Genomic DNA, 25,213 nt, shown 5'->3' with positions numbered 1-25,213 from the left:
GAGACCGCGATGATGCGCTTCATCGTCCGACGCCTGCTCCAGCTGATCCCCACGCTGCTTGGGCTGTCGATCCTTCTTTTCCTATGGCTGCACCGGCTGCCAGGCGGCCCGGAGACGGCCATTCTCGGCGAGAGGGCCACGCCCGCGTCCCGGGCGGCGATCCGAAAGTCGATGGGGCTGGACGATCCGCTCATCGTCCAATATGGCCGCTTCCTTAAGCAGCTGCTCCGCGGCGATCTCGGGAACTCGCTCAATGAGAAGCGGCCGGTCCTTGACCTGTTCCTGGAGCGTTTTCCGGGAACGATCGAGCTCACCGTCACCGCGATGATCATCGCGATCGGTCTTGGCATTCCGCTCGGCTACCTGGCCGCGAAGCGGCGTGCGACCTGGCTGGATCACCTGTCCGTGGGCGCGTCATTGGCCGCAGTGTGCACACCGATCTTTTTTCTTGGGTACCTCATAAAAGCGCTCTTCGCAGTGAACCTGGGCTGGTTCCCGACCTTCGGCCGGCAGGACACCACGATCGACGCCACCCGGGTCACGGGCTTTTACGTGCTCGACGGCATCATGACCCAGGAGTGGGACGCGGCCCTCGACGCGATGCACCATCTCGTGCTGCCCGGCCTGACCCTGGCCAGCGTTCCACTCGCGATCATCGTGCGGATGACCCGGGCCAGCGTGCTGGAAGTGCTCGGCGAGGACTACGTGCGAACAGCGGAGGCGAAGGGGCTCACCGAGCGCCGCATCCGCGGCCGGCACGTGTTGCGCAACGCGATGCTCCCGGTGGTGACCGTGATCGGCCTACTCACCGGCGGTCTGCTTTCCGGCGCGGTGCTGACCGAGACTGTGTTCGCCTTTACCGGCATCGGCCAGTTCGCCGCCCAAGCGATCGATAACCGCGACTATCCGGTGATGATGGGCTTTATTTTGATCATCGCGGTGGTCTACGTCCTGGTGAACCTCATCGTGGACATCTCCTACAGCCTTATCGACCCCCGGGTGCGTGTGCGATGACCCAGCTGGCACGCAAAAAGATCGCCAAGCTCGAGCGGCTGGCGGAGCTGGCCGCGGTGCACGCCAACGAGGGCGGCGAAAGCCTTTGGCGCGAGGCGTTTCGGCGGTTGCGCCACAACCCGGCGGCCATCGTTGGCGCGGTCATTCTCGGCATTTTCGTCCTCGTGGGCTTCGTCGGGCCGTTCCTGGTCCCGTTCAGCCCCACCCAGACCGGCCTCGGATTCGTGTCGGAGGCGCAGAACATCATCCCCGGCCCCAGCGCTCAGCACTGGTTCGGCCTCGATCACCAGGCGCGTGATGAGTTCAGCCGGATGGTGGTCGGAGCACGCCAGACACTGTTGGTCGGCGTGGTGGCGACCGCTTTCGGCCTCTTCTTCGGCTGCCTCATCGGCGGTCTGGCCGGCGCGGCCTACGGCCTGGGCGGCAAGCGCGGCCGGAGCCTGGACAACGTGCTCATGCGCTTCATCGACATGCTGCTCGCGATGCCGGGTCTGCTGCTCGCGGTGAGCATCGTGGCCCTGCTCGGGCCCAGCCTGACCACGGTGATGATCGCGGTCGGCTTCGTGTCGATTCCGACCTTCGCGCGGTTGCTGCGCGGTTCGATGATCGCGCAGGCCAACGCGGAGTACGTGGTCGCGGCGACCTCGCTCGGCGTGGGCCGGCGGAAGATCGCGCTTTCGCACATCCTGCCCAACTCCGTGGCACCTGTACTCGTCCAGGCGACACTGACCCTGGCCACCGCGATCATCGAGGCGGCCGGGCTGTCCTTCCTGGGCCTGGGCAACCCCGACCCGGCCACGGCCGAGTGGGGCGCCATGCTCACCGATGCCTTGGCGCGCTTCGAGTTCGCGCCGCGGCTGGCCTTCTACCCGGCGGTGGGGATCATCATCACCGCGCTCGGCTTCACCCTGCTGGGCGAGGCGATGCGAGAGGCCCTCGACCCGAAGCTTCGGAAGTGAGCTGACATGGCGTTGCTGAATGTGGAAGACCTGACCGTGGTCTTCGGCGGCAAGGACCGGGCCGATGTCCGGGCTGTCGACGGTGTCTCGTTCGAGGTGCGGGCCGGCGAGGTGATCGGTCTGGTGGGAGAGTCCGGTTGCGGCAAGTCGGTGACCTCGCTGGCGTTGATGGGCCTGCTCCCGCCCAAGGGCAACAAGGTCACCGGCAAGGCGATCTTCGATGACGGGGTGAACCTGCTCAGCACCGATCAGCGGACCCTGCGGGACATGCGCGGCCGGGAGATCGCGATGATCTTCCAGGACCCGCTGAGCTCGCTGAACCCGGTGGTCCCGATCGGTGTTCAGGTCACCGAGGTGCTGGCCCGGCATCGGGGCATGACCGGCGAGCGGGCTCGCAAGGAGGCGGAGGCTCTGCTCGATCGCGTCGGCATTCCCGACCCGCGGCGCAGGCTCAAGGAATACCCGCATCAGCTCTCCGGCGGGATGCGGCAACGCGCTCTGATCGCGATGGCGGTGGCGTGCCGGCCCCGGCTGCTCATCGCCGACGAGCCGACCACCGCCCTCGACGTGACCATTCAGGCGCAGATCCTCGAGTTGCTCAAAGAGCTGGTGCATCAGGACGGCACCGCCATGATCATGATCACTCACGATCTCGGGGTGGTCGCCGGGCTCTGCGACTGGATCAACGTGCTCTACGCGGGCAGGGTCGTCGAGACCGCCTCCCGCCACAGCCTTTTCGCCCAGCCAACCCACCCCTACACGCACGGGCTGCTCGCCTCGATCCCGCGGCTCGACTCGGTGCGCGGGGACAGGCTCAACCCGATCCCCGGCTCTGTACGCGATCTGCTGCCATGGGTTGAGGGCTGCGCCTTCGCGCCGCGCTGCGAACGCGTGCTCGAGTCCTGTGTGGAGGGTCCGCCCGCGCTCGTGGGCGGCGCCCACGCCTACCGCTGCGTCAACCCGTTCGGAGCCGACTCATGACCGAAAAGCTTGTGGAGATTGAGGATCTGAAGGTCTATTTCCCGATCACCAAGGGAATCCTCTTCGACCGGGTGATCGGGCACGTCATGGCGGTCGACGGGGTGTCGCTCTCCATCGGCCAGGGGGAAACCTACGGCCTGGTGGGCGAGTCCGGGTGTGGCAAGTCGACGCTGGGAAGGGCGCTGCTCCAGCTGAACCCGCCCACCGCGGGGAAGGTGAGGCTCGGCGGCATCGAGCTGACGACACTCCCGCGGGAGCAGCTGCGCGCGCAGCGCAAGCGGATGCAGATGATTTTCCAGGACCCGATGTCGAGCCTGGACCCGCGCCAGAACATCGAGTCGATCCTCTCCGAGGGGCTGGTGGCCCACGGGATAGGCGCCAACCGCGAGGAGCGGCGCGCTTTGATCTCACGGACGCTTGATGCGGTCGGCCTTCCTCGGTGGGCTCTTTCCCGGTACCCACATGAGTTCTCAGGCGGGCAACGGCAGCGCATCGGGATAGCGCGAGCGCTCGTGCTCAGCCCGGAGCTGATTGTGGCCGACGAGCCGGTTTCGGCGCTCGACGTGTCGATTCAGGCGCAGGTCATCAACCTTCTCGACGAGCTGCAGACCTCGCTCGGCCTGACCTATCTGGTCATCGCCCACGACCTGGCCGTGGTCCGGCACATCTCCGACACCGTCGGCGTGATGTATCTGGGCGCCCTGGTCGAGGAGGCCTCCAGCAACGACCTGTACCGCAGACCCCTGCACCCCTATACCAAGGCGCTCATGTCTGCGGTTCCGGTGCCGGATCCCCTCATCGAGGAGCGCCGCGAGCGCATCCTGCTCAAGGGCGACCTGCCGTCGCCGGCCAACCCGCCCTCGGGGTGCCGGTTCCGCACGCGCTGCCCGTGGGCTCGCGAAAGATGTGCGGCCGAACGCCCCGAGTTGCGGTTGATCGAGGGTCACAAGGTCGCCTGCCATTTCGCCGAGGAGCTGGCCGGCATCGCTGTCCCCGAGGGTGAGCTGGTCAGCCGAAGCGATTGAGCAGCTCCTGCTGGGCCTGCTCCACCGCGTTGGCGTCTTGGCGATCCACTTTGAGCTGCGCGTCGGTGACCGTGTACCACTCGTCCGCGCCCTTGTACTGCACGCGCAGGCAAACGGTGCCATCGTCGCCGACGACTGGTTCCAGGGTCAGGTCACCGGTGACATTGCCGACCTCATCGGTCATTACGCCGCCAGGCGGTGCCACTATGTCTTTCGTCATTACACGCATGTACCCAACATGTCAGTCAGCGCACCCTTTTCATCCTTGGTGATGGTCAGCTGCCAGTGTGTCTTCACGGCGATCCAGGATTGCGCGTACTTGCAGTAGTACTGGAAGTTGGGTGGCTTCCACTGCGACGGGTCCTGGTCGCCCTTCGACCGGTTGCTTCCCCGGCTGACGGCGAGCAGCTGTGGCCTTTCGAGGTCGTTGGCGAAATCTGAGCGCTTCTGATCGGTCCACAGGTCGGCCCCGGAACGCCAGGCGTTGGCCAGCGGCACCATGTGGTCGATGTCGACCTCGAGTGGGTCCTTCACGGTCAGCCCGTCGTAGACGCTGTACCACTCGCCGTCGGTAATGTTGCAACCGTTCTTCTTGAGGTTCTTGCCGTCCCGCTCGAGCACGACATCGCGAACGTCGCAGTTTTCTCCGGCTTTGCGCCAATGCGAAAAATGGTCGCGCGAATAGCCGGTCATCGGGTGCCAAGCGGCCACCTTCAGATTGTTGAGAGCGATCTGAACGTCGTGCGCGTTCACCGGGGCGTCGGATGACTTGGCGCTGCCGGGGAGGTCGTCGCAGCCGCTGACCAGAGCCAGCGCGAGAACGAGGAGGACACTGAGGATGCGAGGGGTTGGGGGCACGGTGGATTCTAAACTCAGACTGGGGGCCGCAGCCGGGCGCGGCACGCTGGCGGCGGCGGTTCTGGCTTCGGGCATGGCTTTCCTCGATTCCACTGTGGTCAACGTCGCTCTGCCCAAATTGGGTGCCGACCTAAACGCGAATCTCGCTGAGCTGCAATGGGTACTGAACGGCTATACCTTGACTTTGGCGGCGTTTGTCCTGCTTGGCGGCGCGTTGGGCGATCGCTTCGGCCGCCGGAAAATCTTTCTGATTGGGGTGCTGTGGTTCACCGCGGCTTCGTTCGCTTGTGGACTGGCGCAGAGCCCCACGATGCTTGTCGGGGCGCGGATTCTCCAGGGCGTCGGTGCTGCCTTGTTGGTACCCGGCTCACTTTCCCTCATTCAAGCGTCGTTTCACCACGAAGACCGGGGAAAGGCGATCGGCGCCTGGTCGGGCCTGGCCGGAGTCACCACGGCACTCGGCCCTTTCATAGGCGGGTTTCTCATCGATCAGGTGTCGTGGCGCTGGATATTCTTCATGAATGTCCCGCTGGCCGTTGCGGTATATGTCCTTTCGCTGAGGTTCGTTCCGGAGAGCAGTGACCCCGAGAACGCGGGTGACCGGTTCGACATCGGCGGTGCCATCCTGGGCGCTGTCGCGCTCGCGGGCCTCACCTACGGGCTCATCTCGCCAGGAGTCCTCGGCTGGATAGCCATCGCGGTTGCCGCACTTGCCGCTGTCGCTTTCGTTGCACTCGAGCGCTCGCGCGGCGACCACGCGATGATGCCGCTACACCTGTTCTCCCATCGCGTTTTCTCAGTCCTCAACATCTATACCGTCATTGTCTACGGCGCTTTCGGCGGCTTGTTCTTCCTTCTCGCTATCTTTCTCCAAAACGTCTTAGGCTATTCGGCTCTCCAGGCCGGCATGGCCACGTTGCCACTGACCCTTCTGCTGCTTGTGTTCTCGGCACGCTCCGGTGCCCTCGCCACCCGCATCGGCCCGCGCCCGCAACTCGTCATCGGCCCTATCCTTTGCGCCACAGGCGCTTTCCTGCTCCGCTTCGCCGGTGACAATTACTGGACGACCATTCTGCCGGGCGTGCTCATTTTCAGCGTCGGCCTCACCGCCCTCGTCGCACCGCTCACCACCACCGTCTTGGCCGCCGTTGGAGACCGTTTCGCCGGTGTCGCCAGCGGCACCAACAACGCCGCCGCCCGCGCCGGATCACTGCTCGCCGTCGCCGCTTTGCCGCTCCTGGTTGGGCTTTCCGGCGCAGAATACGCCCAAGCCGCCCCGATGACCGCCTCCTACCGCGCCGCAACCCTTTGGTGCGCAGCATTCCTAGCCGCCGGCGGCCTCATCGCCCTCACCCTGCCCCGCGCTACGTCCGCCAAATCCCCAACCCCATAACACCTTTTGCGTAAAAAGAATGGGGAAGCCGCCAGTGGGTGCGGCTTCCCCATGTCAAAGGGGGGGTTAGAAACGGCAGGCGCTGGCGACTGCCTTGAGCGAAGCGGTGACGATATTGGCGTCGATGCCTACGCCCCAACGGGTTTCGCCGTCGACCTCACACTCGACGTAGGCGGCTGCCTGGGCGTCGCCACCCGAGGTGAGGGCGTGTTCGGCGTAGTCGAGGACTCGGACGTTGACGCCGCGGCTGGCCAGGGCGTGGGTGTAGGCGTCGATCGGGCCGTTGCCGATGCCGGTGAGGCCGTCGACAGTGATCTCGACCTTGCCCTCAGAAGTGGAGATCTCGTAGCGGCCGAGGTTGGAGCTGAGGTATTCCGACGAGAAGATTTCCCACATCTGGGCCGGGCTGACCTCGCCACCCTCGACGTCGACGTGACGCTGGATGACGCCGGAGAACTCGATCTGGAAGCGGCGCGGCAGGTCGAGGTGATGCTCGGTCTTCATGATGTAGGCGACGCCGCCCTTGCCCGACTGCGAGTTGACGCGGATGACCGCCTCGTAGGAGCGGCCCAGATCCTTCGGGTCGATGGGCAGGTAGGGGACCGCCCAGAACGGGCCGCCGCGCTTTTCCAGCGCCTCGAAGCCCTTCTTGATCGCGTCCTGGTGCGAGCCGGAGAACGAGGTGTAGACCAGGTCGCCGGCGTAGGCGTGCCGCTCGTGGACGGGCAGCTGGTTGCAGTACTCGACGGTGCGTTTGATCTCGTCGATGTTCGTGAAGTCGATCTGGGGGTCGATGCCCTGGCTGAACAGGTTCAGGCCGAGCGTGACGATGTCGACGTTGCCCGTGCGCTCACCGTTGCCGAACAGGCAGCCCTCGACCCGGTCGGCACCCGCGAGCAGGCCCAGCTCGGCGGCGGCGACGCCTGTCCCGCGGTCGTTGTGCGGGTGCAGGGAAAGCACGACGGAGTCGCGGCGGGGCAGGTGGCGATGCATCCACTCGATCGAGTCGGCGTAGATGTTGGGGGTGGCCATCTCCACGGTCGCGGGCAGGTTGATGATCAGCGGCCAGTCGGGGGTGGGGTCGATGACCTCGATGACGGCCGAACAGATTTCCAGCGCGTAGTCCAGCTCTGTTCCGGTGTAGGACTCGGGGGAGTACTCGTAGCGGATCTTCGTGTTGGGGGTGTGGATGGAGGCGTACTTCTGGCACAGCCGGGCGCCGTCGGTGGCGATCGCGGTGATGCCCGCCTTGTCCAGCCCGAAGACGACGTCGCGCTGCAACACGGAGGTCGAGTTGTAGAAGTGGACGATGGCCTGCTTGGCGCCGCGCAGGCTCTCGAAAGTGCGGTCGATCAGGTGCTCACGGCACTGGACCAGCACCTGGATCGTCACGTCATCGGGGATCAGGTTCTCCTCGATGAGCTGGCGGACAAAGGTGAAATCGGTCTCTGACGCGGCGGGGAAACCCACCTCGATCTCCTTGTACCCCATCCTTACCAGCAGCTCGAACATGCGGCGCTTGCGGTCGGGGGACATCGGGTCGATCAGGGCCTGGTTTCCGTCGCGCAGGTCGACCGCGCACCATTGCGGGGCCTTCTCGACGCGCTTGGATGGCCAGCTCCGATCGGGCAGCTCTACCGAGAACGGATAGCGCTCATATCGATGGAACGGCATGTTGCTTGGTCGCTGGGCAGCAGCTGACATGGGTTAATGCTCCTCTGTGGCGATAGCTAGACGGTCGGAAAGTGACCAGCACCACACCCGCGACGAGAGGCTGGTCCTGACTGTCAGGCCTCGTCGCGGCGGATAAGGAGGAGCACCACACGCCACATAACGCGATCTACCCTACGGCTACCCCCTCCGTGGCGAGTGGATTTGACCGCAATGTGGGAACGCGAGTTCGGCTCGCCCAATCCACCGCCGGTCCAGCCGACAGCCCGGCGACTCCGAAGAGCCCGGCGATCACGAACCAGCCCCAGCCGCCGGTGGTGACCGCCAGGGCGATCAGCGCCGCCGGTGCGAGCATGTTCTCCACCGAGCTCAGCATGCGCGCCGCGCCTTGGTACTCGCCCTTTCGATCGGCCGGGGCCAGCTCCGCGGTGAGGGTCCACATCGCCGCCGACTGCCACAGCTCGGACATGGTCACCAGGATCGTGGCCAGCACCAGCAGCGCCACGGTGGCCCAGGCCGAGGTGAGCCCGCTGAGGTAGAAGACCGGGCAGCAGGCCGCGCCCAGCCAGCCTGCCCAGCGGGTGACTCGGCGGCCGCCCGCGATGGTGTGCGAGCCGCGGGTCATCGCCACCTGAAGCGTCGTGGCCATCACCGTGTTCACCCCGGTGAGCAGCGCGAGAGTCCACTTTGGAGCATCGGTGTGGGTGATCAGCCACAGCGGGGCCACTTCGAGCGAGACCGTGCCGTGCATCGTCAGCAGGGCAAGGACCGCGGCCACCGCGAGGAAAGGCCTGTCCCGGAATACCTCCCGCTTGCGCCGGCCCTCCGTCGCGGGTGCCGGCTGGTGCGGCGCGTCGGGCAGGCGCCGGATCAGCACGGCGTTGAGCAGCATCACCGCGACATTGATGAAGACCATCATGTGGTACCCGATGGGCCGGTCGAAGGCGAGGGCGGCCCCCGCGACCGCCGCGCCCAGACCCCAGCCCACGTTGAGCCACGACCGGCCGAAGGCCTGCGTGATCACGCGTGTCTTGGGATCGAGAGCCTCAATGAGGTAGACGATGCGGCCCGCGTTGCCCAGCATCCCGACCAGCTCGATCGTGACCATCAACAGCGCGAAGGCCCAGAACCCTTTGATGACGGGGAAGAGCGCGAAGAGCAGGGCTTGTGCGGCAACCGAGAACAGCCAGCTCGGCTTCGACCCGTACCGGTCCGACAGCGCGCTCACCGGCACGGCCGTGGCAGCTGCGGCCGCCGCGGCGAGGGTGATCCCGACCCCGATCTGCCAGGCCTCCAACTGCACCATTCGGGTGAAGTAGACGGCGCTGCCGGTGAGGAACGCGCCCCGGCCAATGCCGAAGAGCAGGTTGAGAAACGCGATTCTGGTGGGAAGGCCAGGTGGGGGGATGAGGTTTTCCTTAAGCCTGCGCATCAGGCTGATTTTGGTCGCCGCGACCGGATCTCGCCGACCCATTTCGAGTGAGCCCGGTCATGGCCGCGGAGGTCAGCCCTTAGGGCTGGCGGTTGCGGTGGGGGAGGGCGGGGCAGCGAGCGTCAGGAGCGCGCCGGTCACCACCGGGCCGGGCAGGGCCAGGGCGGGCGGGGCCGCGCCCGGCTTGCCGGCCAGAAGAATGGTGCCGAAGCTCATCTTCGCCGCGGTGAGCGTGCCATCGCGTTCGTAGCAATAGATTCCGACGTCGACCGGAAGCTTGAGCGAGACGGCGGATGACTCGATCGCGTAGCACTCACCCGCCGCGCCCTGCAGCGGATGCGCGACGCTGACCGCCAGCGCCTGCTGCCGATCGGTGAAGATGTCGAGCCAGTCCGTGATCAGATGCTGGATCTTGGGATCGGAGTCGGCGGGCAGCTTGCCCTGCACGCGAACGCAGCCGCCGGCCGGCAAGACGCACTGGTGCAGCGCGTTACCGGTGAAGACCAGGGCGATGTCGACCGCGCCGCCGTGAGCGCCGCCCGGTATGTCCACCCGCCACGAGCCATCGGCCGCCCGGATGATCGACACCGTTCGGTCGGCGTGGCCCTGCGATTTGAGTACGTAGAAGGCGGTCAGGCGTTGGTCCTTGGCGGCCGCGGCCCAGGCGGCTAGGCGTGTCCTGGGCTGGCTCGGATCATTGGGGTGCGCGGACGCGGACGCGCTGGAAGTATCGGTCACCGGCGTGGCCGAGTCTTTAGCGTCTTCGCCGCATCCGGCGAGGGTCGACAGGATCAGCGCGCCGACGAGGGGGACGATCACAGACAGCCGCACGCGCTCATTTTCGCCCCCGATGGGGCCTTGCCCTTGAAGGTGGCGCGTGTCACAGCACTAATTCTTACGGTGGCCCAGCGTTGGCGAGCGCAGAGTCGGCTGCGGCCGGTACCCAAAAAATGAGGATCTTCTTCATGCGACCGAAAGGTGAGATTGGCGCGAGGGACCCGCTATTAAGCGCCGTTAAGCTGTCCGCGTGGCTTTGGTGGTGCAGAAGTATGGCGGCTCCTCGGTGGCTGACGCGGAGCGGATCAAGCGGGTTGCCGAGCGGATCGTTCTGACGCGAAAGGCAGGCAACGACGTCTGCGTAGTCGTCTCAGCGATGGGTGACACGACGGATGAGCTGATCGACCTCGCTCACCAGGTGAGCCCGCTGCCGCCCGGCCGTGAGTTCGACATGTTGCTCACCGCGGGTGAACGCATCTCGATGGCGTTGCTGGCCATGGCGATTCACAACCTTGGCTATGAAGCGCGGTCCTACACCGGATCCCAGGCGGGCGTCATCACCACCTCCTCGCACGGCCGTGCCCGCATCATCGATGTGACGCCGGGCCGGCTGCGCGGCGCGCTCGACGAGGGTGCGATCACGATCGTGGCCGGGTTCCAGGGCGTCGCCCAGGACACCAAGGACATCACGACGCTGGGCCGCGGCGGCTCGGACACGACCGCGGTGGCGCTGGCGGCCGCGCTCAAGGCCGACGTCTGCGAGATCTACACCGACGTCGACGGCGTTTACAGCGCCGACCCGCGCATCGTGCCGCAGGCCAAGCGCATCGAGCAGATCACGTACGAGGAGATGCTGGAACTGGCCGCCTGCGGCGCGAAGATCTTGCATTTGCGCAGCGTGGAGTATGCGCGGCGGTTCAATGTTCCGATTCACGTCCGCTCGTCCTACTCAACCAACCCCGGCACCATCGTGACCGGATCGATGGAGGATCTTCCCGTGGAGCAGGCACTTATCACCGGCGTGGCACACGAACGCAGCGAGGCGAAGATCACTATCGTCTCGGTCCCCGACGAGCCGGGCGAGGCCGCTTCGATCTTCCGCGCCGTCGCCGACGCCGAGATCAACATCGACATGATCGTCCAGAACGTCTCCACGGAAGCCAGCGGCCGCACGGACATCTCGTTCACGTTGCCCAAGGCCGACGGCGCATCGGCGATGGCAGCGCTGCAAAAGATCCAGGAGCGAGTGGGCTTCAAGGGCCTGCTCTACGACGATCACATCGGTAAGGTTTCCCTTGTCGGCGCAGGCATGCGTTCACACCCCGGGGTGACCGCGACATTCTGTGAGGCGCTGGCCCGGGCCGGAGTCAACATCGAGATCATTTCGACCTCGGAAATCCGGATTTCGGTGGTTTGCCGGGACATAGAGCTGGATAACGCGGTGCGCGCGGTGCACGATGCTTTTGAGCTGGGCAGCGGCGAAGAGGCCGTCGTCTACGCGGGAACCGGGAGATGAAGATGACAGGTCCTACCTTGGCGGTCGTGGGTGCCACCGGCGCCGTCGGCACCGTGATGCTTGAAATCCTGTCCAACCGCGCCAACGTCTGGGGAGAAATCCGGCTCATCGCATCGCCGCGCTCGGCCGGGCGCAAACTCGTCGTCCGCGGCCAAGAGGTCGAGGTCATCGCGCTGTGCGACGAGGCCTTCGACGGCGTCGACGTGGCGATGATGGACGTCCCCGACGAGGTTTCCGCCGAATGGGCCCCGCGTGCCGCGGCTCGCGGCGCGGTCGTCATCGACAAGTCCGGCACCTTCCGCATGGACCCCGATGTGCCGCTGGTCGTGCCCGAGATCAACCCGCAGGCGCTGCGCAACCGGCCCAAGGGCATCATCGCCAACGCCAACTGCACCACCCTCGCGATGATCGTCGCCGTAGCGCCCCTGCACCGCGAGTACGGGCTCAAGGAGCTGGTTCTCGCGTCGTATCAGGCGGTGTCCGGGGCCGGCGTGGCCGGTCCGGAGACGCTCTACGACCAGATCGCCAAGGTCGCCGGTGACCGCCAGCTCGGCTCCCGCACAGGCAACGTGCGGCACGCGGTCGGCGAAGACTTGGGCCCGTTCCCGGCGCCGCTGGTCTTCAACGTCGTGCCGTGGGCCGGATCGCTGAAGAACGATGGCTGGTCCAGCGAAGAGCTGAAGATGCGCAACGAGTCCCGCAAGATCCTGGGTCTTCCCGACCTCAAGGTGAGCGCGACCTGTGTCCGCGTTCCGGTCGTCACCGGCCACTCGATTGCGGTACACGCGGTCTTCGGTTCAGAGGTCGACGCCAACGAGGCCCGCAAGCTCCTCCAGGACGCGCCAGGCGTGATCGTGGTCGACGACCCGGCCGCGGGCGAGTTCCCGATGCCGATCGACGCCGTGGGCACCGACCCGTCCTGGGTCGGCCGGATCCGCCGCTCGATCGACGACCCGCGCGCGCTCGACTTCTTCGTCACCGGCGACAACCTGCGAAAAGGCGCGGCCCTCAACGCCGCCCAAATCGCCGAACTCCTCGCCACCGAATTCACTTCGCGCTAGCTGCTTCCAGCCGGCCCGCGCGTCTTGGCGGGCCGGCTTTTCATGCCTTTCCTACGCCGCACCGACGTGGTCCCTCGCCGTAACCTCCCGGGCGGCAACGAAGGTCCGTGCCTGGTCACCCGGCGGCGGCTGCGCCGCCGACCCGCAGGGGGCACCTCTCTCGCCAGCACCCTCACCTCACCTGGCCGCTCTCCGCTTGTGCCTCATGATCACGAGGGAAGACATCGGCGTTGAGGCGGTGCTGCCGCGCGTTGCTTCGCACGCGCCAGCATTGCAGCGGCGCTGCCGCGCGCGCCATTTATCTGTGGGAGATGCGGACGGCGTCGCGGCCGGAGGCTTTGGCTGCGTAGAGGGCTCGATCGGCCCGGTGCAGGGCCTGTTCCGGCGATTCGTCGTGGTGTTGCTGGGCGACGCCAACGCTGATGGTGCGGCCGGTGGACCGGGCAGCTTCGATGAGGCGTTCGGCCACGCCGGCGGCCACGGCTACGGTCGGGACGTCCACCACGGCCACGAACTCGTCTCCGCCGATGCGGAACAGCTCGTCGCCCTGGCGCAGCGCCTTCTGCAGCGCGTTGGCGACCTCGATGAGCACCTGGTCGCCCACGGCGTGGCCGAGCGTGTCGTTGATGGACTTGAACTCATCGATGTCGATGGCGAGCAGCGCGGTGCGGCCCGGAGTGGCTCGCCGCAGCCGGTGGCCGAACGGCCCGCTGTGCCGCAGACCGGTCAGCGGGTCTGAGGTGGCCTGCCGGTGCAGGTTTCGCAGGTGCGCCAGCTTCTCCAGGCAGGTGGAGGCCTGGGTAGCCAGCAGCTCCAACAGGTTGACCGTCTCCGGGTTGGGGACATTGGCCGACTCGTCGAGCGCGAGCAGCACCCCGTCCGCGAGCGGGATGGCGATCATCGTTTTGACGCCCGCTTCGGTGAGGGCCTCGAAGCCGTGGGCGTTGAGCAGGGCCGGGTCCCCGATCGAATAGGAAGCGCCGTGCTGGCCCGCTCTTTCGACAAGACTGTTGAGCCGGTGGGGTTCCGCGTCGGCGAGCCGGCCGATCAGCGGCCTGTCCCGGCTTTCCGGAAAGCTGGCGGCCATGCCCACCCCGCCGAGTGGGGGCAGCGGGCGCATCAGCACGGCCGCGGCGAGGCCGGTCACCTCACGCGCTGCCCGGCACACCCGGAACAGGACTTCGGCGTCGGTTTCCGCGTCGGTGAGCGCCATCGAATGCCGCAGCAGCTGCTCTCCGCGGGTCTCCGCCGGGGGGCCGCCGAGCTCGTCAAGCCGCTCGCCCAGCCTGCGCCCGACATCGGCGAGGAGGTCTTGCCAGCCTTCGAGGCCGTCGGTGCTGGTCCATTCGGCGTTGATCACGCCGATCGGCTGGCCTGTGCGATCGAGGATCGGAACGCAGATCTCGGCGATGACGTCCGGGCCGATCCGGATGTAATCGGGGTCGGCGTCGACATCGGTGATCGTCTGCGGCTGGCCGCCGGCGTAGACGCGGCCGACCACGCCATCGCTAAGCGGTACCCAGGAATAGACCTGCCAAGAACCGCTGGCGGCGACGCACCGTAGGTGCTCCTGCACATGCAGCAGAACAGCGATCATTCCTCGGGCGCCGACCTTGCTCATGGTGATCGCCCTGACCGTCGCATGGCAGGCCTCAACCGCGCTGCGGCTCCTGCTCAACGCCGCAGTCACATCGTCAATGATGTTCGTGAGGGGCACTGGGGTAGTCCGGGGTGAGGGGGAATTAGCCGGTCAGCGGCAAGCTTACCCAGCGTGACCGTGATCCCGCCGGAAATCCCGTCTACCTCGGTGAATTGTGACCTGTCAGTCGGTCGGATTGGCGACTTAAGGCTTCACCGTCCTCTCCGGACGGTCCCGCTTGTGGAGTGGCTCCGCGTTCTGGCAGCATCGCCGCATGACCGCCCAAGATCCGATCACCGTCACCACCGATGAGCGCGCGATGCTCGAGTACTTCGTCGATATGCAGCGCCGTGAACTCAAGGAGACCCTGGAAGGGATATCCGAGGCCGATGCGCGGCGCAACCTGGTGCCGTCGCTGACCACCCTCATCGGGCTCGTCAAGCACAACACGATCGTGGAAAGAAACTGGTTCCAGCACAGGCTTTTGCAGATTCCGCGCGAAGAGCTTCCGCTGCCGTCGAGCGCCGACGAACACAGCTGGGTGGTGCGCGACGACGAGACCGTGGCTGACGTGCTGGCCGAGTACGACGCGGCTTGCGAGGAGTCGCGCACCAACGCCGCCAAATTTCCCCTCGACCATGTGGTGCCGCACCAGCATTGGGGCCAGGTCTCGCTGCGCTGGATCTATCTGCACATGATCGAGGAGGTGGCGCGCCACGCGGGTCACGCCGATATCCTGCGTGAGCAGATCGAAGCTACTCCATCTCCCAGCTAGACCATCGACATGGTGGGGCGGCAGTGAGTGCGAAGCTCCGGTTTACTTCGTAGCGGCCTTGCGGGCGCGGTATGCGGCGACCGAGGCCCGGTTGCCGCAGCCGTCGTCGCAGAAGCGCCGCGACCGGTTCTTGGAAAGGTCGACCACGACGTTCCCACACGTCGGATAGTCACAGCTGCGCAGGCGGCTCAACTCCTTGGCGCGCACCATGTCCACCATCGCCATCGCCGCCTCCACCGCCATCCGCGCGGCAAGCGGGGCATTGGAGGGGGTGGCGTGGAGGTGATAGTCCCATAAGTCGTGTTTGACGAGCTGTGGCAAGGCGTTCGACTCCCGCAACAGCTCGTTGACGATGTCGACCACCCGCTCCTCGTCGGAGTGCCAAATCTCACGTAGCCGCGGGCGAAGCGCCCGGACGGCTTTCAGCTCAGCCTGATTGCGGGCACGCTCTCCGGTCCAGCCCCACGTCTTCACGAAGTCATCAAGCGCGGCCACGTCGGGCAGCTTCTCCCCGTCCGGGTCGTCGGTGTTCACCAGGGCTGCGGCCGCGGCGAGCGCCACCTCGGTGTCACGAGTAAAAAGCACCTTGACTCCTGTCATCCCCGGTGGATAGTGTCACAAGCATAAGGGTCTTTTGCTAATTACACCTCGGTCAGCTCTGGAGGAGCAATGCTTCGGGAACGCACGATTGGAGCCGGTCTGGGCTTGGCGCTGATCTCCGCGGCCTTCTTCGGCACCTCCGGCATATTCGCCCGCTCGCTGACCGATGCGGGCTGGTCCGTCTCCGCCGCGGTGACCATCCGGATCGGGGTGGCCGCGCTTCTGCTCGTCATCCCGACCATTGTCACCATGCGCGGGCGCTGGCACGCCCTGCGCCGCAACCTGGGCATGGTTACCGTCTACGGGCTCGTGGCGGTCGCCGGATGCCAGGTGTTCTTCTTCAACGCCGTGCAGACCCTCTCCGTCGGAGTGGCGCTGCTTCTCGAATACCTCGGCCTCATCCTGGTGGTGGCCTGGGTCTGGCTGCGACACGGCAATCGGCCACGCCGGCTGACCATCGTCGGCTCCGTGGTGGCCCTGCTCGGCCTGTTCCTCATCCTCAACCTGCTCGGTGGCACCAGGCTCGACCCGGTGGGAGTGCTGTGGGGGCTCGGGGCGGCCTTCGGCCTGGCCACGTATTTCATCCTTTCCTCCAAAGTGGACAGTGAGCTGCCCCCGCTCGCGGTGGCCAGCGCCGGAATGGGCATCGGCACCCTCGCCCTGGTTGTGCTCGGGTTCCTGGGCGCGCTGCCGATGCACGCCACCTTCGGATCGGTGTCCTTCACCGGTCGTTCCATGCCTTGGTGGGTACCGGTAATCGGCCTCTCCCTGATCGCGGCCGCCATTTCCTACGTGGTCGGCATCGCCGCCGCGAGAATGCTCGGCCCCCGCCTCGCCTCGTTCGCCGGGCTCACCGAAGTGGCGTTCGCGGTCCTGTTCGCCTGGCTCCTGCTCGGCGAGCTGCCCACCGCGATCCAGCTCCTCGGCGGAGTCTTCATCGTCGGCGGCGTCATCCTCGTCCGCCTCGACGAATCCCGTTCCGCTCCACCCACCCCGCCGTCATCCGCTCCTGCGCCCGCCTCGGCAACGCCCGCGTCCCCCGCGCCCGCCCTGCGCGCTGGGTGACGCCACGATTTCCGTGAAAGTGTGACGATCACTGGTGCGGTAATCTCATTGGTGTGAATCTCCCGGCCGGGCCCGGCGTGGTCTTCACCCGCCGCTGGGTCGTCGACTTCGTGCTCGATCTCGCCGGATACACCCCCGATCGGGACCTGGGCGCGATGGTCGCGGTCGAGCCCGCTTGTGGCGGCGGCGCTTTCCTGGAACAGATGGTCTCCCGGCTCAGCGCCTCCTGCCGAGCGCACGGGCGCAATCTGGGCGACGCGATCCGTGCCTTCGATCTGCTGCCGCACAATGTCGAAGCGAGCCAGCGCGTCATCGAGAAGGTGCTGAGCGAGGGGGGCTGGAAGTCCGCTGCGAAATATGCGACAGCCTGGGTCGAGCAGGACGATTACCTTCTGCGGCAACGGGAGGAGCAAAGCGCTGACTTCGTTTTGGGTAACCCGCCCTACATCCGGCTGGAGGACATTCCGCAGGACCGTCTGGCGGCCTACCGCGACGCCTGTTCCACGATGGCTGGGCGATCGGATGTCTACATCGGCTTCTATGAGGTGGCGTTGCGGTCACTCAAACCCGAAGGCGTAGTCGGTTTCATCTGCGCCGACCGCTGGATGCGCAACCGCTACGGCGCACGCCTGCGCCGCCTGATCGCGGCTCACTACAGCGTCGACTTCGCCATGGCCCTGCACGACGTCGACGTCTTCGATCGGCGTGTCGCCGCCTACCCCGCCATCTCCATCATTCGCAAGGCCCCCCAAGGCCCGGCCGTGGTCGCCGACACCCGGCGAGCCTTTCTCGCCGACGATGCCATGACCGTCGTCGCGTGGAAGCGCAATCCTGCATCACCTCCAATTGCCAACGGCCGCTTCGAGATCGGGCGTCTTCCGCATTGGTTCAGCGGTGGTGACTCGTGGCCCTCCGGATCGCCCGCGCGGCTGGCGCTCATCGAAGACTTGAATGACCGCTTTCCGCTGCTCGAGGACAGGGCAACCGCAACGCGAGTGGGGATCGGAGTGGCTACCGGCGCCGACTCGGTATTCGTCACGTCTGGTTCCGCTTGCGCCGACGTTGAACCGGATCGGTTGCTTCCGTTGTCGATGGTGCGGGACACCAAGTCCGGTGGGCTCGCATGGTCGGGCCACCATCTGGTCAACCCCTGGGACGCCAACGGTGAACTCGTCGATCTCGCGGCCTATCCGCGCTTGCAGGCCCACTTCGAGCGGCACTCTTCGGCGTTGCGGCAACGCTATGTGGCGCGGTTGGGGCCTGAACAGTGGTACCGGACCATCGACAAGATTGACCATTGCCTCACCGCTCGGCCCAAACTCCTCTTCCCCGACCTGAAGAACTGCCTCCATCCCGTGCTGGACGAGGGCGGCCTCTACCCGCATCACAATCTTTACTACGTCGTCTCGGACGCATGGGATCTGCGCGTGTTGGGAGGCCTGCTCCTATCCGGCGTCGCGCAAGCCTTCGTGGAGGCCTACGCGGTCAAGATGCGCGGTGGCACCATGCGCTTCCAAGCCCAGTACCTCCGCCGAATCCGCGTCCCGCACCCGGAGTCGCTGAGCGCCAGTGACCGGGCCGCGCTCGCCCGCGCCTTCGCCGACCGCGACATCGATGCCGCCAGCGAGGTGGCCACCCGGGTTTACGGGGTGTGCATCGCGGCTATTCCTAAATGAACTCGGCAAAGACGATATCGGCCTCGACCACATCGACGACGACCATGTGTGTGTCGCCAACATCCAGCGTGATATTCCGATGACCTGGTCCATAGGCGCCGTCTGTTCGCGGTGCCGTGTAGAAACTGCGGCAGCTGTCGGAGTCGCATTCACACCGGCCGTGATAGCGCAGCTGACTGACCTGATCCGCCAGCTCGCCCTCGCCCGCCGCGCGTAGCCCTTTGATCAGAAGGCCAGCAAGCTCCGGCTCGACCTCACTGACGAGTCGGTAGTCCGTCAAATGTTCCACCATCCTCGATGGATTGTGATCCATCACCTGGTCGGGTTAGCCGGATTTGAACCGGCGGGTGGATGAGTATATCGAGAAGTCGATCCGGGCGGCCGACGGTGAGGAGGAAGCGTTCGCGCGAGAATGGGCGAGGGTTCCATCTTTCCGTACCGCAGACCGGACGGGAACGAGGGATCGCAAGTAAGCCAATGGCAAGGACCGGGGGGCCGTGCATGCCAAGTGGGTCAAGCTTTATACCCAAGACGTTCAAGGAGCGATGGCGAAGACGGTACCGAAGGTTGATGCGGTTCCTGACCGGTGGCTGGCGGAAATTGTGAGTATGCGTGGCCCACGATACCCAAGCAGTGGCCCGCGTTTACGGCATACCGGAAAGCCGGCTCTCCCAGGCCGAAAACTGATTACTTGGGAGCAGGTGTGTCTGATAGCTGTGCGGAATATGAGGGGTCCCAACCTCTGTGTGCCCCCGCCGATCCGAGCGTGAATATCCCGTTCATAGGTCACCAGCCGAGATCGTCGAAGTCCTCCGCCAATGGTCGTCGGGCCGGGTCCCCACCGGCAATTGAAAGACGGAAAAGGCCCAGACTCAGATCGCTCTGAGCTGGGCCTTTACTCTGTCGGGGTAGCCGGATTTGAACCGACGGCCTCTTCGTCCCGAACGAAGCGCGCTACCAAGCTGCGCCATACCCCGAGGTGTCGCGCCGGAGAAAGATTACCCTACCGGCGAGCAAGGGCCAAAACGGGTATCGGCGGTCAGCGGGGAATCAAGGTCAGCAGGCTGGCCTCGGGACGGCAGGCGAAGCGGATCGGGGCGGTGGGATGGGTCCCGATTCCGGCTGAGACGTGCAGCCAGCTGTCTCCGGACCAGCGGTGCAGGCCGCGTGCCATCGAGCGGTGCAGGCCGCAGTTGGTGACCAGGGCACCGACGCCGGGGACGCGGACCTGGCCGCCGTGGGTGTGCCCGGCGAGCATTAGCTCGTACCCGTCAGAAGCAAACTCGTCAAGAACGCGCGGCTCGGGAGCGTGAGCCAGGGCTATGCGCGCATCAGCGCGGGGGTCTGCGGGCCCGGCGGGGTAGGCGTCGAGGCCGATGTGGGGGTCGTCCACGCCGACGAGGTCGATGACCCGGCCCCCGGCCTTGAGCTGGGTGCGCGCGTTGTTGAGGTCGGCCCAGCCGGCGTTGGTGAACGCCGTGCGCAGCTCTTCGAAGGGCAGGTCAACCCCGTGTTTGTAGTCACGCTTGTCGTGGTGGGTGAAGTAGGTGAACGGATTCTTCAAGACCGGGCCGGTGTAGTCGTTGGAACCGAACACGAACGCGCCGGGCACGTCGAAGAGCGGCTGGTAGGCGGCGAGCACGTGGGCCACCGAGTCGGGGTGGGCCATGTTGTCCCCGGTGACGATGACCAGATCTGGGTCGAGCCCGGCGAGGTGGCTCACCCACCGTTGTTTGCGCTGCTGGCCGGGGGTCAGATGGAGGTCTGACAGGTGCAGCACGCGAAGCGGTTCGGCCTCCGGCGCGAGCACGGGCACATCGAATCGGCGCAGGGTGAACAGGTTGCGTTCGACGAGCGAGGCGTAGGCGAGCGTGCCAGCGCCGGCGATGGCGACACCGGCGGCGATTTTTCCGAGCGGACCCATGCCCCCAAGGGTAGTTTGCTGGGTCATGAGCTCACTAAAGGAGCGGCTATCCGCCGACATGATCGCCGCGTTGAAGGCCCGGGACGAAATCACCACCTCCACGCTGCGCATGGCGCTGGCCGCGGTGGGAGTGGCCGAGGTGGCCGGCAAGCAGAAGCGTGAGCTGAGCGACGACGAGGTGCTGGCGGTCCTGAAGAAGGAGGCCAAGAAGCGCACGGAGGCGGCGACGGCCTTCGCCGACGCGGGCCGCGCCGAGCAGGCAGCCAAGGAGCGGGCCGAGGAGGAGGTGCTCGCCAAGTATCTGCCGGTTCAGCTGTCCGATGCGGAGATCGCCGCCATCGTCGGCCAGGCGCTGGCCGACGGCGGTTTCGAAGGGCCGGGCGCGATGGGTCAGGCGATGAAGGCGGCGCAGGCCGCGATCGCGGGGCGGGCCGACGGCGGCAAGGTCGCTGCGGAGGTCCGCAAACAGCTCGCTGGATAGCGATGAGGGCCGCCTGGAAAGGCGGCCCTCATCGGGGTTATTCGTCGTCAGGTGCGTTGGGTAAGCAGAACGGTGGACAGGTTGTCCCCGGTGGTTTGGTGGGTCTGGTCGGTTTGCCGGGACCGCCGCCACCACCTCCGCCGCCTCCACCAGGCCCGGGACCACCCCCGCCGCCGCTGACCTGGATGACGACAACGCCACCCTTGATCGTCTTGCCGGCTGGGCTGGTGCCCGCGGCGGTGCCGGCGGGACACGCGGAAGGCTGGGGCGCGCGGTTGTCGACCTCGACCTTGAAGCCGGCGCCCTTGAGCACCGCGGTGGCTTCGGGAATGCCCATACAGGTGACCGCGGGAATGGCGATCTGGTTACCGAATGCCATCTTGTCTGTCGGCTTGGTGAACTGTATGGCCGGTTTGTCTTTCATTGCTTCGGCCATGGTGTATTGCACGGCCGGGTTCACCCCGCCCTTGCCTCTTTCGGGGTTGTGTGGCATTTCCTCGGTGGTATCAGGCCAGTCCGGGTCGGTGAGGAAGCCGGAAACCGCGAGCTGTTTGGTGGTGATGGTCAGCGTCGAGGACTGCTTCTTGTCACTGGTGCCGGTCTTGCCGGCGATCGGCTTGCCGATGATGGTCGCCGAGGCGCGAGCGGTGGCACCGGTGCACTTGCCGAAGAACGACTTGTCGCCGACCGGGCAGCGGGCCGCGTCGATGGCTGCGCGGGCCACCTCGGGGTCGAAGTTCTGCTTGCATCGCGGGTCTGCGACGGAAAGCTTCTCGCCCTTGTGGTTGGCGATGGACTCGACCGGGATCGGCTCGCAGTAAAGGCCGTCGGCGGCCAAGGTGGCGAACGTGTTGGCGATCTGCACCGGCGGATGGGTCGAGATGCCGAGGGTGAAAGGCGACCAGACGTTGGCGATCGAGCCGGTCGAGTTGGCGTAGTCGTCATCCTTGGTGCGTTCGCCCGGCCGGTCCTTCGGGTCGTCGGGGATGTCGTAGAAGGTCAGGCCCATCCGGTGTGCCACGTCCATGACCTGCTTGCCGCCCACCGTGTCGAACAGCGGAACGAAGTAGGTGTTGACCGAGTAGCCGAATGCGGTCCACATGCTGTGCGGGCCGATCGGAGTGCCGGCGCTGTTGGGCGGGCACCACCAGCCGTTGCAGTTGGGCTCAAACCTGTGCCGGTACTTGGAAACAGCCCGCGCTTGGGTGTTGATGGTGTAGTCGAGCGGGAGACCCTTTTCCAGCGCCGCGACCAACGTATAGATCTTCATCACCGAGCCGGGTCGATAGCCCTGGAACTCTGGATCGGTGCTGAGCAACGGGTTGGTGGTGTTCGGGTAGGAACCGCGGATGCCATCTTTGCGGGCGATCGGGTTGGTGTGCGGGCCGTTCTGCGGGTTCTTCGGGTCATCGAGCTTGAAGTTGCGGTTGACCGCCATCGCCCTCACCTTGCCCGTACCGGGCTCGACACCGGCCAGCATGAGCGCTTCGGGGGTCTGGGCGTTGATCGGGTACTGCTTGATGACGTTGCGGTGCATCGCGTCCTGGGTGTTGATGTCCAGCGACGAGACGATGCGGTAGCCGCCCGCGCGCAGCTGCCTTTCCCGGTCGTACTTGGTCGCGCCGAACACCTCCTGCTGATGCCACCAGCGTTCGAAGAAGTCACAGAAGAAGCCCCAGTGCGCGACGGTGGTCTGCACACACCCATTGGGGGTCTCGTTGCGGACAACTTCCAGCTTCTCGGCTTTGGCTGCGGTGGCTTCCTCGGGCGTGATGTTTCCGAGCTCTTGCATTTCGGTGAGGATGTAATCACGGCGGACCGTGGCGCGCTCCTGGCCGCCGGCCTGGTCCAGGTCGCCGGGGAACTTCACCAGGCCGACCAGGAAGGCGGTCTGGCTGAGGCTCAGCGCCTTGGGCTCCTTGTTGAAGTAGACCTGGCTCGCCGCGTAGATGCCGTATGAGCGCAGGCCGAAGTAGGCGGTGTTCAGGTAGTTCTCGAGGATCTGGTCTTTGGTCATCCGCTGTTCGAGCGCGATCGCATAGCGGATCTCGCGAAGCTTGCGGGTATTGGTGTCCTCGGTGGCGGTGATGACGTCGTTGGGACTCGAAGTGAAGGTCAGCGACATACGCACCAATTGCATGGTGATTGTCGAGGCACCCTGCTCGACTTCGCCGGAGGTCTTGTTGGCGATGAAGGCGCGGGCAAAGCCCTTCAGGTCAACACCATTGTGCTGATAGAACTTCTGGTCCTCAGCGGCAAGCATCGCCCTTTGTACGACCAGCGGGATCTCGGCCAGCGACAGGTCGCGCCGATTCTCGTCGTACATCGTGGCGAGGAGTGTCTTGTCGTCTGACGCGTAGACATAACTGATCTGGGGGGTGCGCTTCACCGTCAGCTCATCGGGGAGCTGCCCGAAGGCCTCACCACTGGCTTTGGCTGCCAGCCCGGAGAGTGCGACGAGGGGAAACGCCGCCGCGGCTACGACCACGCCTGCCAACACGCCACAGATGAGCAAAGAGGCTGTGTTGGCGAAGAGGCCGTTATCGCTCTTGCGCATGAGGGTCACCGCCACAGGTTACGTGAGTCTGATTCGGTGGCGCATTACCCGCAACCCTATGGAATCCATCGTCGTTGAGCCAGATGCACGACCCCAGACTAGGTTGCCTAAGGATCCCCTGATCCCGGGCGTATAAACGCAGATAGTCCGGCTGCCTGGCCCCCGCCCGGCGGCCACTTCCAATGGATCTCCCGGCGTCATTCGCGACACGCCGACCGGGGGTGCGTATAACGGTGCCGGAGAACGGCGCGAAAAATCCATTTCAGGCATTTCGCCCAATAACATTGCGTAACCGTCCAACTACGGAGCATGATGGTCCGGCGAGCAACGCACCGTTCGCAAGGTTCGGGGGAGCCTTGTGAGCGTTTCGGGGGAAACGTCTGGGGGGACGTAGCAACATGGGCATTGGCATGATCACTGATTGGCCCAGTCTCGCCGCATGCCGGAATGGGGACCCGGATGCGCTATTTGTTCAGGGCGCTGAGCAGAACGTAGCGAAGCGCATCTGCAGGGGCTGTCCCGTCCGTTATGAGTGTCTAGCCGATGCGCTGGACAACCGGATTGAGTTCGGGGTGTGGGGCGGCATGACGGAACGCGAGCGCCGCGCACTGCTGCGCAGGCACCCGTCGGTGTCGAGCTGGAAGCGCACCTTCGAAGCCGCGATGGAAAACCAGCCTCGCAAAGAGCTCGTCGAAGCGTAACCAACGCTATTCGGACGAGAGTGCCGAACCTATGGTTCTCAGCCCAGCCAGATCGTGAACATCGGTCGGCTGGGCTGGCACTCGAGCCACCGGGACACCGGGGAATTGGTCGGTGAACAGGGCCGCCACCTCGGTCTCCCGCGCCACCTGGCGCATGAGCACCTCATGCAGGGCAAGCACCTGTGACGTGATCGGGTGGGCGTCCGCCACCGCCACTGCGGCGGCGGCGCTCATCTCCTCGGTCAGCTCCGGTATCGCCGAGAGGTGCACCCGGTTGAGGACCAGCCCGGCCAACGGCATGCGCTCGGCGCCGAGCCGCTCAGCGAAATAGGCGGCCTCCCGGATGGCATCGTGCTCGGGGGCGGCTACGAGCACAAACGCCGTCTGCGGGTCCTGCAGGATGCGGTAGGTCGACTCGGCGCGCTCACGGAAGCCGCCGAACATCGAGTCAAGGGCGGAGACGAAACCGCTCAGGTCGGTGAGCAGCTGAGCGCCGAGAATCTTCTGCACCACTTTGGAGAACGCGCCGAATGAGGCCGCCACCAAGTTGAACACGCTTCGGCCACCGGCCCGCGCGGTGCCGAGCAGCAGCTTGAGCATCCGTCCGTCGAGGAACCGGCCCAGCCGGGCCGGGGCGTCGAGGAAGTCCAAAGCCGAACGCGACGGAGGCGTGTCGACCACGATGAGGTCCCACTCGTCGTCGGAGCGCAGCTGACCGAGCTTCTCCATCGCCATGTACTCCTGCGTGCCGGAGAAGGTCGTGCTCATGGCCTGGTAGAAGGGGTTGGCGAAGATCTCCTTGGCCCGCTCGGGTGCGGTATGGGTCAGCACCACCTCGTCGAAGGTGCGCTTCATGTCCAGCATCATCGCGTGCAATTGGGTGTCTTTGACCTGCCGCGGGGTGTTGTCCAATTCGGTCAGGCCGAGCGCCTGCGCCAGCCGGCGGGCCGGATCGATGGTCAGCACCACCGTCCTGCGGCCGTGCACCTCGGCCGCGCGAAGCGCCAGCGAAGCGGCGGTCGTGGTCTTGCCCACGCCACCCGACCCGCAGCACACGACGATCCTGATCGTGGGATCGCCCAGCACCGCGTCAACGTCAAACACAAAC

The 25,213-nt window shown here is 65.8% G+C and carries 23 protein-coding genes and 1 tRNA gene; 12 read left to right on the top strand and 12 right to left on the bottom strand.

The genetic code is table 11. The features are described from left to right. The first annotated feature begins 9 nt into the window (after positions 1 to 9). The 4 genes from Rhe02_RS35055 to Rhe02_RS35040 are packed head-to-tail and all read left to right on the top strand — an operon-like array spanning position 10 to position 3,979. On the top strand, positions 10 to 1,014 hold the full coding sequence (locus tag Rhe02_RS35055) for an ABC transporter permease (protein WP_203912751.1): 1,005 nt from the start codon (positions 10 to 12) through the stop codon (positions 1,012 to 1,014). Continuing rightward, positions 1,011 to 1,973, top strand: a complete 963-nt coding sequence (locus Rhe02_RS35050) for an ABC transporter permease (protein ID WP_203912750.1) — start codon at positions 1,011 to 1,013, stop codon at positions 1,971 to 1,973. Before Rhe02_RS35055 ends, Rhe02_RS35050 begins: the two co-directional genes overlap by 4 nt. Before the next feature lie 6 nt (positions 1,974 to 1,979). After that, positions 1,980 to 2,954: an ABC transporter ATP-binding protein gene (locus Rhe02_RS35045; RefSeq protein ID WP_203912749.1), complete on the top strand. Its 975-nt coding sequence runs from the start codon at positions 1,980 to 1,982 to the stop codon at positions 2,952 to 2,954. After that, complete coding sequence (locus Rhe02_RS35040) at positions 2,951 to 3,979, top strand: ABC transporter ATP-binding protein (RefSeq protein WP_203912748.1); 1,029 nt, start codon at positions 2,951 to 2,953, stop codon at positions 3,977 to 3,979. The genes Rhe02_RS35045 and Rhe02_RS35040 overlap by 4 nt, the downstream gene beginning before the upstream one ends. Here Rhe02_RS35040 and Rhe02_RS35035 read toward each other — a convergent pair. After that, positions 3,963 to 4,199, bottom strand: a complete 237-nt coding sequence (locus tag Rhe02_RS35035; RefSeq protein WP_239124252.1) for a hypothetical protein — start codon at positions 4,197 to 4,199, stop codon at positions 3,963 to 3,965. The two genes, Rhe02_RS35040 and Rhe02_RS35035, sit on opposite strands and share 17 nt — an antisense overlap. Continuing rightward, positions 4,199 to 4,837 carry an HNH endonuclease family protein gene (locus tag Rhe02_RS35030; RefSeq protein ID WP_239124251.1) on the bottom strand — a complete coding sequence of 213 codons (639 nt, stop codon included), beginning with the start codon at positions 4,835 to 4,837 and terminating at the stop codon, positions 4,199 to 4,201. Before Rhe02_RS35030 ends, Rhe02_RS35035 begins: the two co-directional genes overlap by 1 nt. Here Rhe02_RS35030 and Rhe02_RS35025 point away from each other — a divergent pair. Next, positions 4,818 to 6,230, top strand: coding sequence for an MFS transporter (locus Rhe02_RS35025; protein WP_203912745.1), 1,413 nt, complete (start codon positions 4,818 to 4,820; stop codon positions 6,228 to 6,230). The two genes, Rhe02_RS35030 and Rhe02_RS35025, sit on opposite strands and share 20 nt — an antisense overlap. A 66-nt stretch (positions 6,231 to 6,296) precedes the next feature. Here the strand turns inward: Rhe02_RS35025 and leuA are convergent, their stop codons facing one another. The 3 genes from leuA to Rhe02_RS35010 all read right to left on the bottom strand — a co-directional run bounded on the left by leuA (position 6,297) and on the right by Rhe02_RS35010 (position 10,164). Beyond that, on the bottom strand, positions 6,297 to 7,934 hold the full coding sequence (gene leuA / locus Rhe02_RS35020) for a 2-isopropylmalate synthase (RefSeq protein WP_203912744.1): 1,638 nt from the start codon (positions 7,932 to 7,934) through the stop codon (positions 6,297 to 6,299). Between the two features lie 136 nt (positions 7,935 to 8,070). Further along, on the bottom strand, positions 8,071 to 9,333 hold the full coding sequence (locus tag Rhe02_RS35015; protein WP_203912743.1) for an MFS transporter: 1,263 nt from the start codon (positions 9,331 to 9,333) through the stop codon (positions 8,071 to 8,073). Between the two features lie 72 nt (positions 9,334 to 9,405). Next, on the bottom strand, positions 9,406 to 10,164 hold the full coding sequence (locus Rhe02_RS35010) for a hypothetical protein (protein ID WP_203912742.1): 759 nt from the start codon (positions 10,162 to 10,164) through the stop codon (positions 9,406 to 9,408). Positions 10,165 to 10,360: 196 nt separating this feature from the next. Here Rhe02_RS35010 and Rhe02_RS35005 point away from each other — a divergent pair, with 196 nt between their 5' ends. After that, positions 10,361 to 11,626 (top strand): aspartate kinase, encoded by a 1,266-nt coding sequence (locus Rhe02_RS35005; RefSeq protein ID WP_203912741.1) that lies wholly within the window; start codon positions 10,361 to 10,363, stop codon positions 11,624 to 11,626. Positions 11,627 to 11,628: 2 nt separating this feature from the next. After that, a complete protein-coding gene (locus Rhe02_RS35000) occupies positions 11,629 to 12,687 on the top strand; it encodes an aspartate-semialdehyde dehydrogenase (protein ID WP_203912740.1) in 1,059 nt (352 codons plus the stop codon). A 298-nt stretch (positions 12,688 to 12,985) separates the two neighbouring features. Here the strand turns inward: Rhe02_RS35000 and Rhe02_RS34995 are convergent, their stop codons facing one another. Next, complete coding sequence (locus Rhe02_RS34995; protein WP_239124250.1) at positions 12,986 to 14,377, bottom strand: diguanylate cyclase; 1,392 nt, start codon at positions 14,375 to 14,377, stop codon at positions 12,986 to 12,988. A 223-nt stretch (positions 14,378 to 14,600) separates the two neighbouring features. Here Rhe02_RS34995 and Rhe02_RS34990 point away from each other — a divergent pair, with 223 nt between their 5' ends. Beyond that, the gene (locus tag Rhe02_RS34990) at positions 14,601 to 15,101 is read left to right on the top strand and encodes a DinB family protein (RefSeq protein WP_239124249.1); all 501 of its coding nucleotides are present in this window, start codon (positions 14,601 to 14,603) and stop codon (positions 15,099 to 15,101) included. Between the two features lie 42 nt (positions 15,102 to 15,143). Here Rhe02_RS34990 and Rhe02_RS34985 read toward each other — a convergent pair whose 3' ends face one another. Beyond that, positions 15,144 to 15,686: a CGNR zinc finger domain-containing protein gene (locus Rhe02_RS34985; protein ID WP_203912739.1), complete on the bottom strand. Its 543-nt coding sequence runs from the start codon at positions 15,684 to 15,686 to the stop codon at positions 15,144 to 15,146. 84 nt (positions 15,687 to 15,770) lie between these two features. Here Rhe02_RS34985 and Rhe02_RS34980 point away from each other — a divergent pair, with 84 nt between their 5' ends. Both Rhe02_RS34980 and Rhe02_RS34975 read left to right on the top strand, forming a co-directional pair. Continuing rightward, entirely contained in the window at positions 15,771 to 16,766 is a 996-nt protein-coding gene (locus tag Rhe02_RS34980; RefSeq protein ID WP_203912738.1) for an EamA family transporter, read from the top strand. A gap of 53 nt (positions 16,767 to 16,819) precedes the next feature. After that, positions 16,820 to 18,442: an Eco57I restriction-modification methylase domain-containing protein gene (locus Rhe02_RS34975; RefSeq protein ID WP_239124248.1), complete on the top strand. Its 1,623-nt coding sequence runs from the start codon at positions 16,820 to 16,822 to the stop codon at positions 18,440 to 18,442. Here Rhe02_RS34975 and Rhe02_RS34970 read toward each other — a convergent pair. The 3 genes from Rhe02_RS34970 to Rhe02_RS34960 all read right to left on the bottom strand — a co-directional run bounded on the left by Rhe02_RS34970 (position 18,435) and on the right by Rhe02_RS34960 (position 20,366). Then, positions 18,435 to 18,758, bottom strand: a complete 324-nt coding sequence (locus tag Rhe02_RS34970) for a hypothetical protein (protein ID WP_203912737.1) — start codon at positions 18,756 to 18,758, stop codon at positions 18,435 to 18,437. The two genes, Rhe02_RS34975 and Rhe02_RS34970, sit on opposite strands and share 8 nt — an antisense overlap. A 587-nt stretch (positions 18,759 to 19,345) precedes the next feature. Then, positions 19,346 to 19,419: transfer RNA gene (locus tag Rhe02_RS34965), tRNA-Pro, on the bottom strand. A gap of 62 nt (positions 19,420 to 19,481) precedes the next feature. Beyond that, entirely contained in the window at positions 19,482 to 20,366 is an 885-nt protein-coding gene (locus tag Rhe02_RS34960; protein WP_203912736.1) for a metallophosphoesterase, read from the bottom strand. A 25-nt stretch (positions 20,367 to 20,391) separates the two neighbouring features. Here Rhe02_RS34960 and Rhe02_RS34955 point away from each other — a divergent pair, with 25 nt between their 5' ends. Continuing rightward, positions 20,392 to 20,847 (top strand): GatB/YqeY domain-containing protein, encoded by a 456-nt coding sequence (locus tag Rhe02_RS34955; RefSeq protein ID WP_203912735.1) that lies wholly within the window; start codon positions 20,392 to 20,394, stop codon positions 20,845 to 20,847. A 37-nt stretch (positions 20,848 to 20,884) separates the two neighbouring features. On the opposite strand, the gene Rhe02_RS34950 is transcribed toward Rhe02_RS34955, so the two are convergent. Beyond that, a complete protein-coding gene (locus Rhe02_RS34950; protein WP_203912734.1) occupies positions 20,885 to 23,404 on the bottom strand; it encodes a transglycosylase domain-containing protein in 2,520 nt (839 codons plus the stop codon). A gap of 404 nt (positions 23,405 to 23,808) precedes the next feature. On the opposite strand from Rhe02_RS34950, the gene Rhe02_RS34945 reads away from it, so the two are divergent. Beyond that, complete coding sequence (locus Rhe02_RS34945) at positions 23,809 to 24,105, top strand: WhiB family transcriptional regulator (RefSeq protein WP_203912765.1); 297 nt, start codon at positions 23,809 to 23,811, stop codon at positions 24,103 to 24,105. A 6-nt stretch (positions 24,106 to 24,111) separates the two neighbouring features. On the opposite strand, the gene bagB is transcribed toward Rhe02_RS34945, so the two are convergent. Next, positions 24,112 to 25,209 carry an ArsA family ATPase gene (gene bagB / locus Rhe02_RS34940; RefSeq protein WP_203912733.1) on the bottom strand — a complete coding sequence of 366 codons (1,098 nt, stop codon included), beginning with the start codon at positions 25,207 to 25,209 and terminating at the stop codon, positions 24,112 to 24,114. Positions 25,210 to 25,213 lie beyond the last annotated feature (4 nt).

Source organism: Rhizocola hellebori, assembly GCF_016862955.1.
GTDB lineage: Bacteria > Actinomycetota > Actinomycetes > Mycobacteriales > Micromonosporaceae > Rhizocola > Rhizocola hellebori.
The sequence above is the reverse complement of the archived record's forward strand: the minus strand, read 5'-3'. Positions and strand labels throughout refer to the sequence as shown.

Coding starts and splice junctions, on each gene's coding strand:
- Rhe02_RS35055 (WP_203912751.1), top strand. CDS start 10: ATGATGCGCTTCATCGTCCGACGCCTGCTCCAGCTGATCCCCACGCTG.
- Rhe02_RS35050 (WP_203912750.1), top strand. CDS start 1,011: ATGACCCAGCTGGCACGCAAAAAGATCGCCAAGCTCGAGCGGCTGGCG.
- Rhe02_RS35045 (WP_203912749.1), top strand. CDS start 1,980: ATGGCGTTGCTGAATGTGGAAGACCTGACCGTGGTCTTCGGCGGCAAG.
- Rhe02_RS35040 (WP_203912748.1), top strand. CDS start 2,951: ATGACCGAAAAGCTTGTGGAGATTGAGGATCTGAAGGTCTATTTCCCG.
- Rhe02_RS35035 (WP_239124252.1), bottom strand. CDS start 4,199: ATGACGAAAGACATAGTGGCACCGCCTGGCGGCGTAATGACCGATGAG.
- Rhe02_RS35025 (WP_203912745.1), top strand. CDS start 4,818: ATGCGAGGGGTTGGGGGCACGGTGGATTCTAAACTCAGACTGGGGGCC.
- leuA (WP_203912744.1), bottom strand. CDS start 7,934: ATGTCAGCTGCTGCCCAGCGACCAAGCAACATGCCGTTCCATCGATAT.
- Rhe02_RS35015 (WP_203912743.1), bottom strand. CDS start 9,333: ATGCGCAGGCTTAAGGAAAACCTCATCCCCCCACCTGGCCTTCCCACC.
- Rhe02_RS35000 (WP_203912740.1), top strand. CDS start 11,629: ATGACAGGTCCTACCTTGGCGGTCGTGGGTGCCACCGGCGCCGTCGGC.
- Rhe02_RS34990 (WP_239124249.1), top strand. CDS start 14,601: ATGACCGCCCAAGATCCGATCACCGTCACCACCGATGAGCGCGCGATG.
- Rhe02_RS34980 (WP_203912738.1), top strand. CDS start 15,771: ATGCTTCGGGAACGCACGATTGGAGCCGGTCTGGGCTTGGCGCTGATC.
- Rhe02_RS34960 (WP_203912736.1), bottom strand. CDS start 20,366: ATGGGTCCGCTCGGAAAAATCGCCGCCGGTGTCGCCATCGCCGGCGCT.
- Rhe02_RS34955 (WP_203912735.1), top strand. CDS start 20,392: ATGAGCTCACTAAAGGAGCGGCTATCCGCCGACATGATCGCCGCGTTG.
- Rhe02_RS34950 (WP_203912734.1), bottom strand. CDS start 23,404: ATGCGCAAGAGCGATAACGGCCTCTTCGCCAACACAGCCTCTTTGCTC.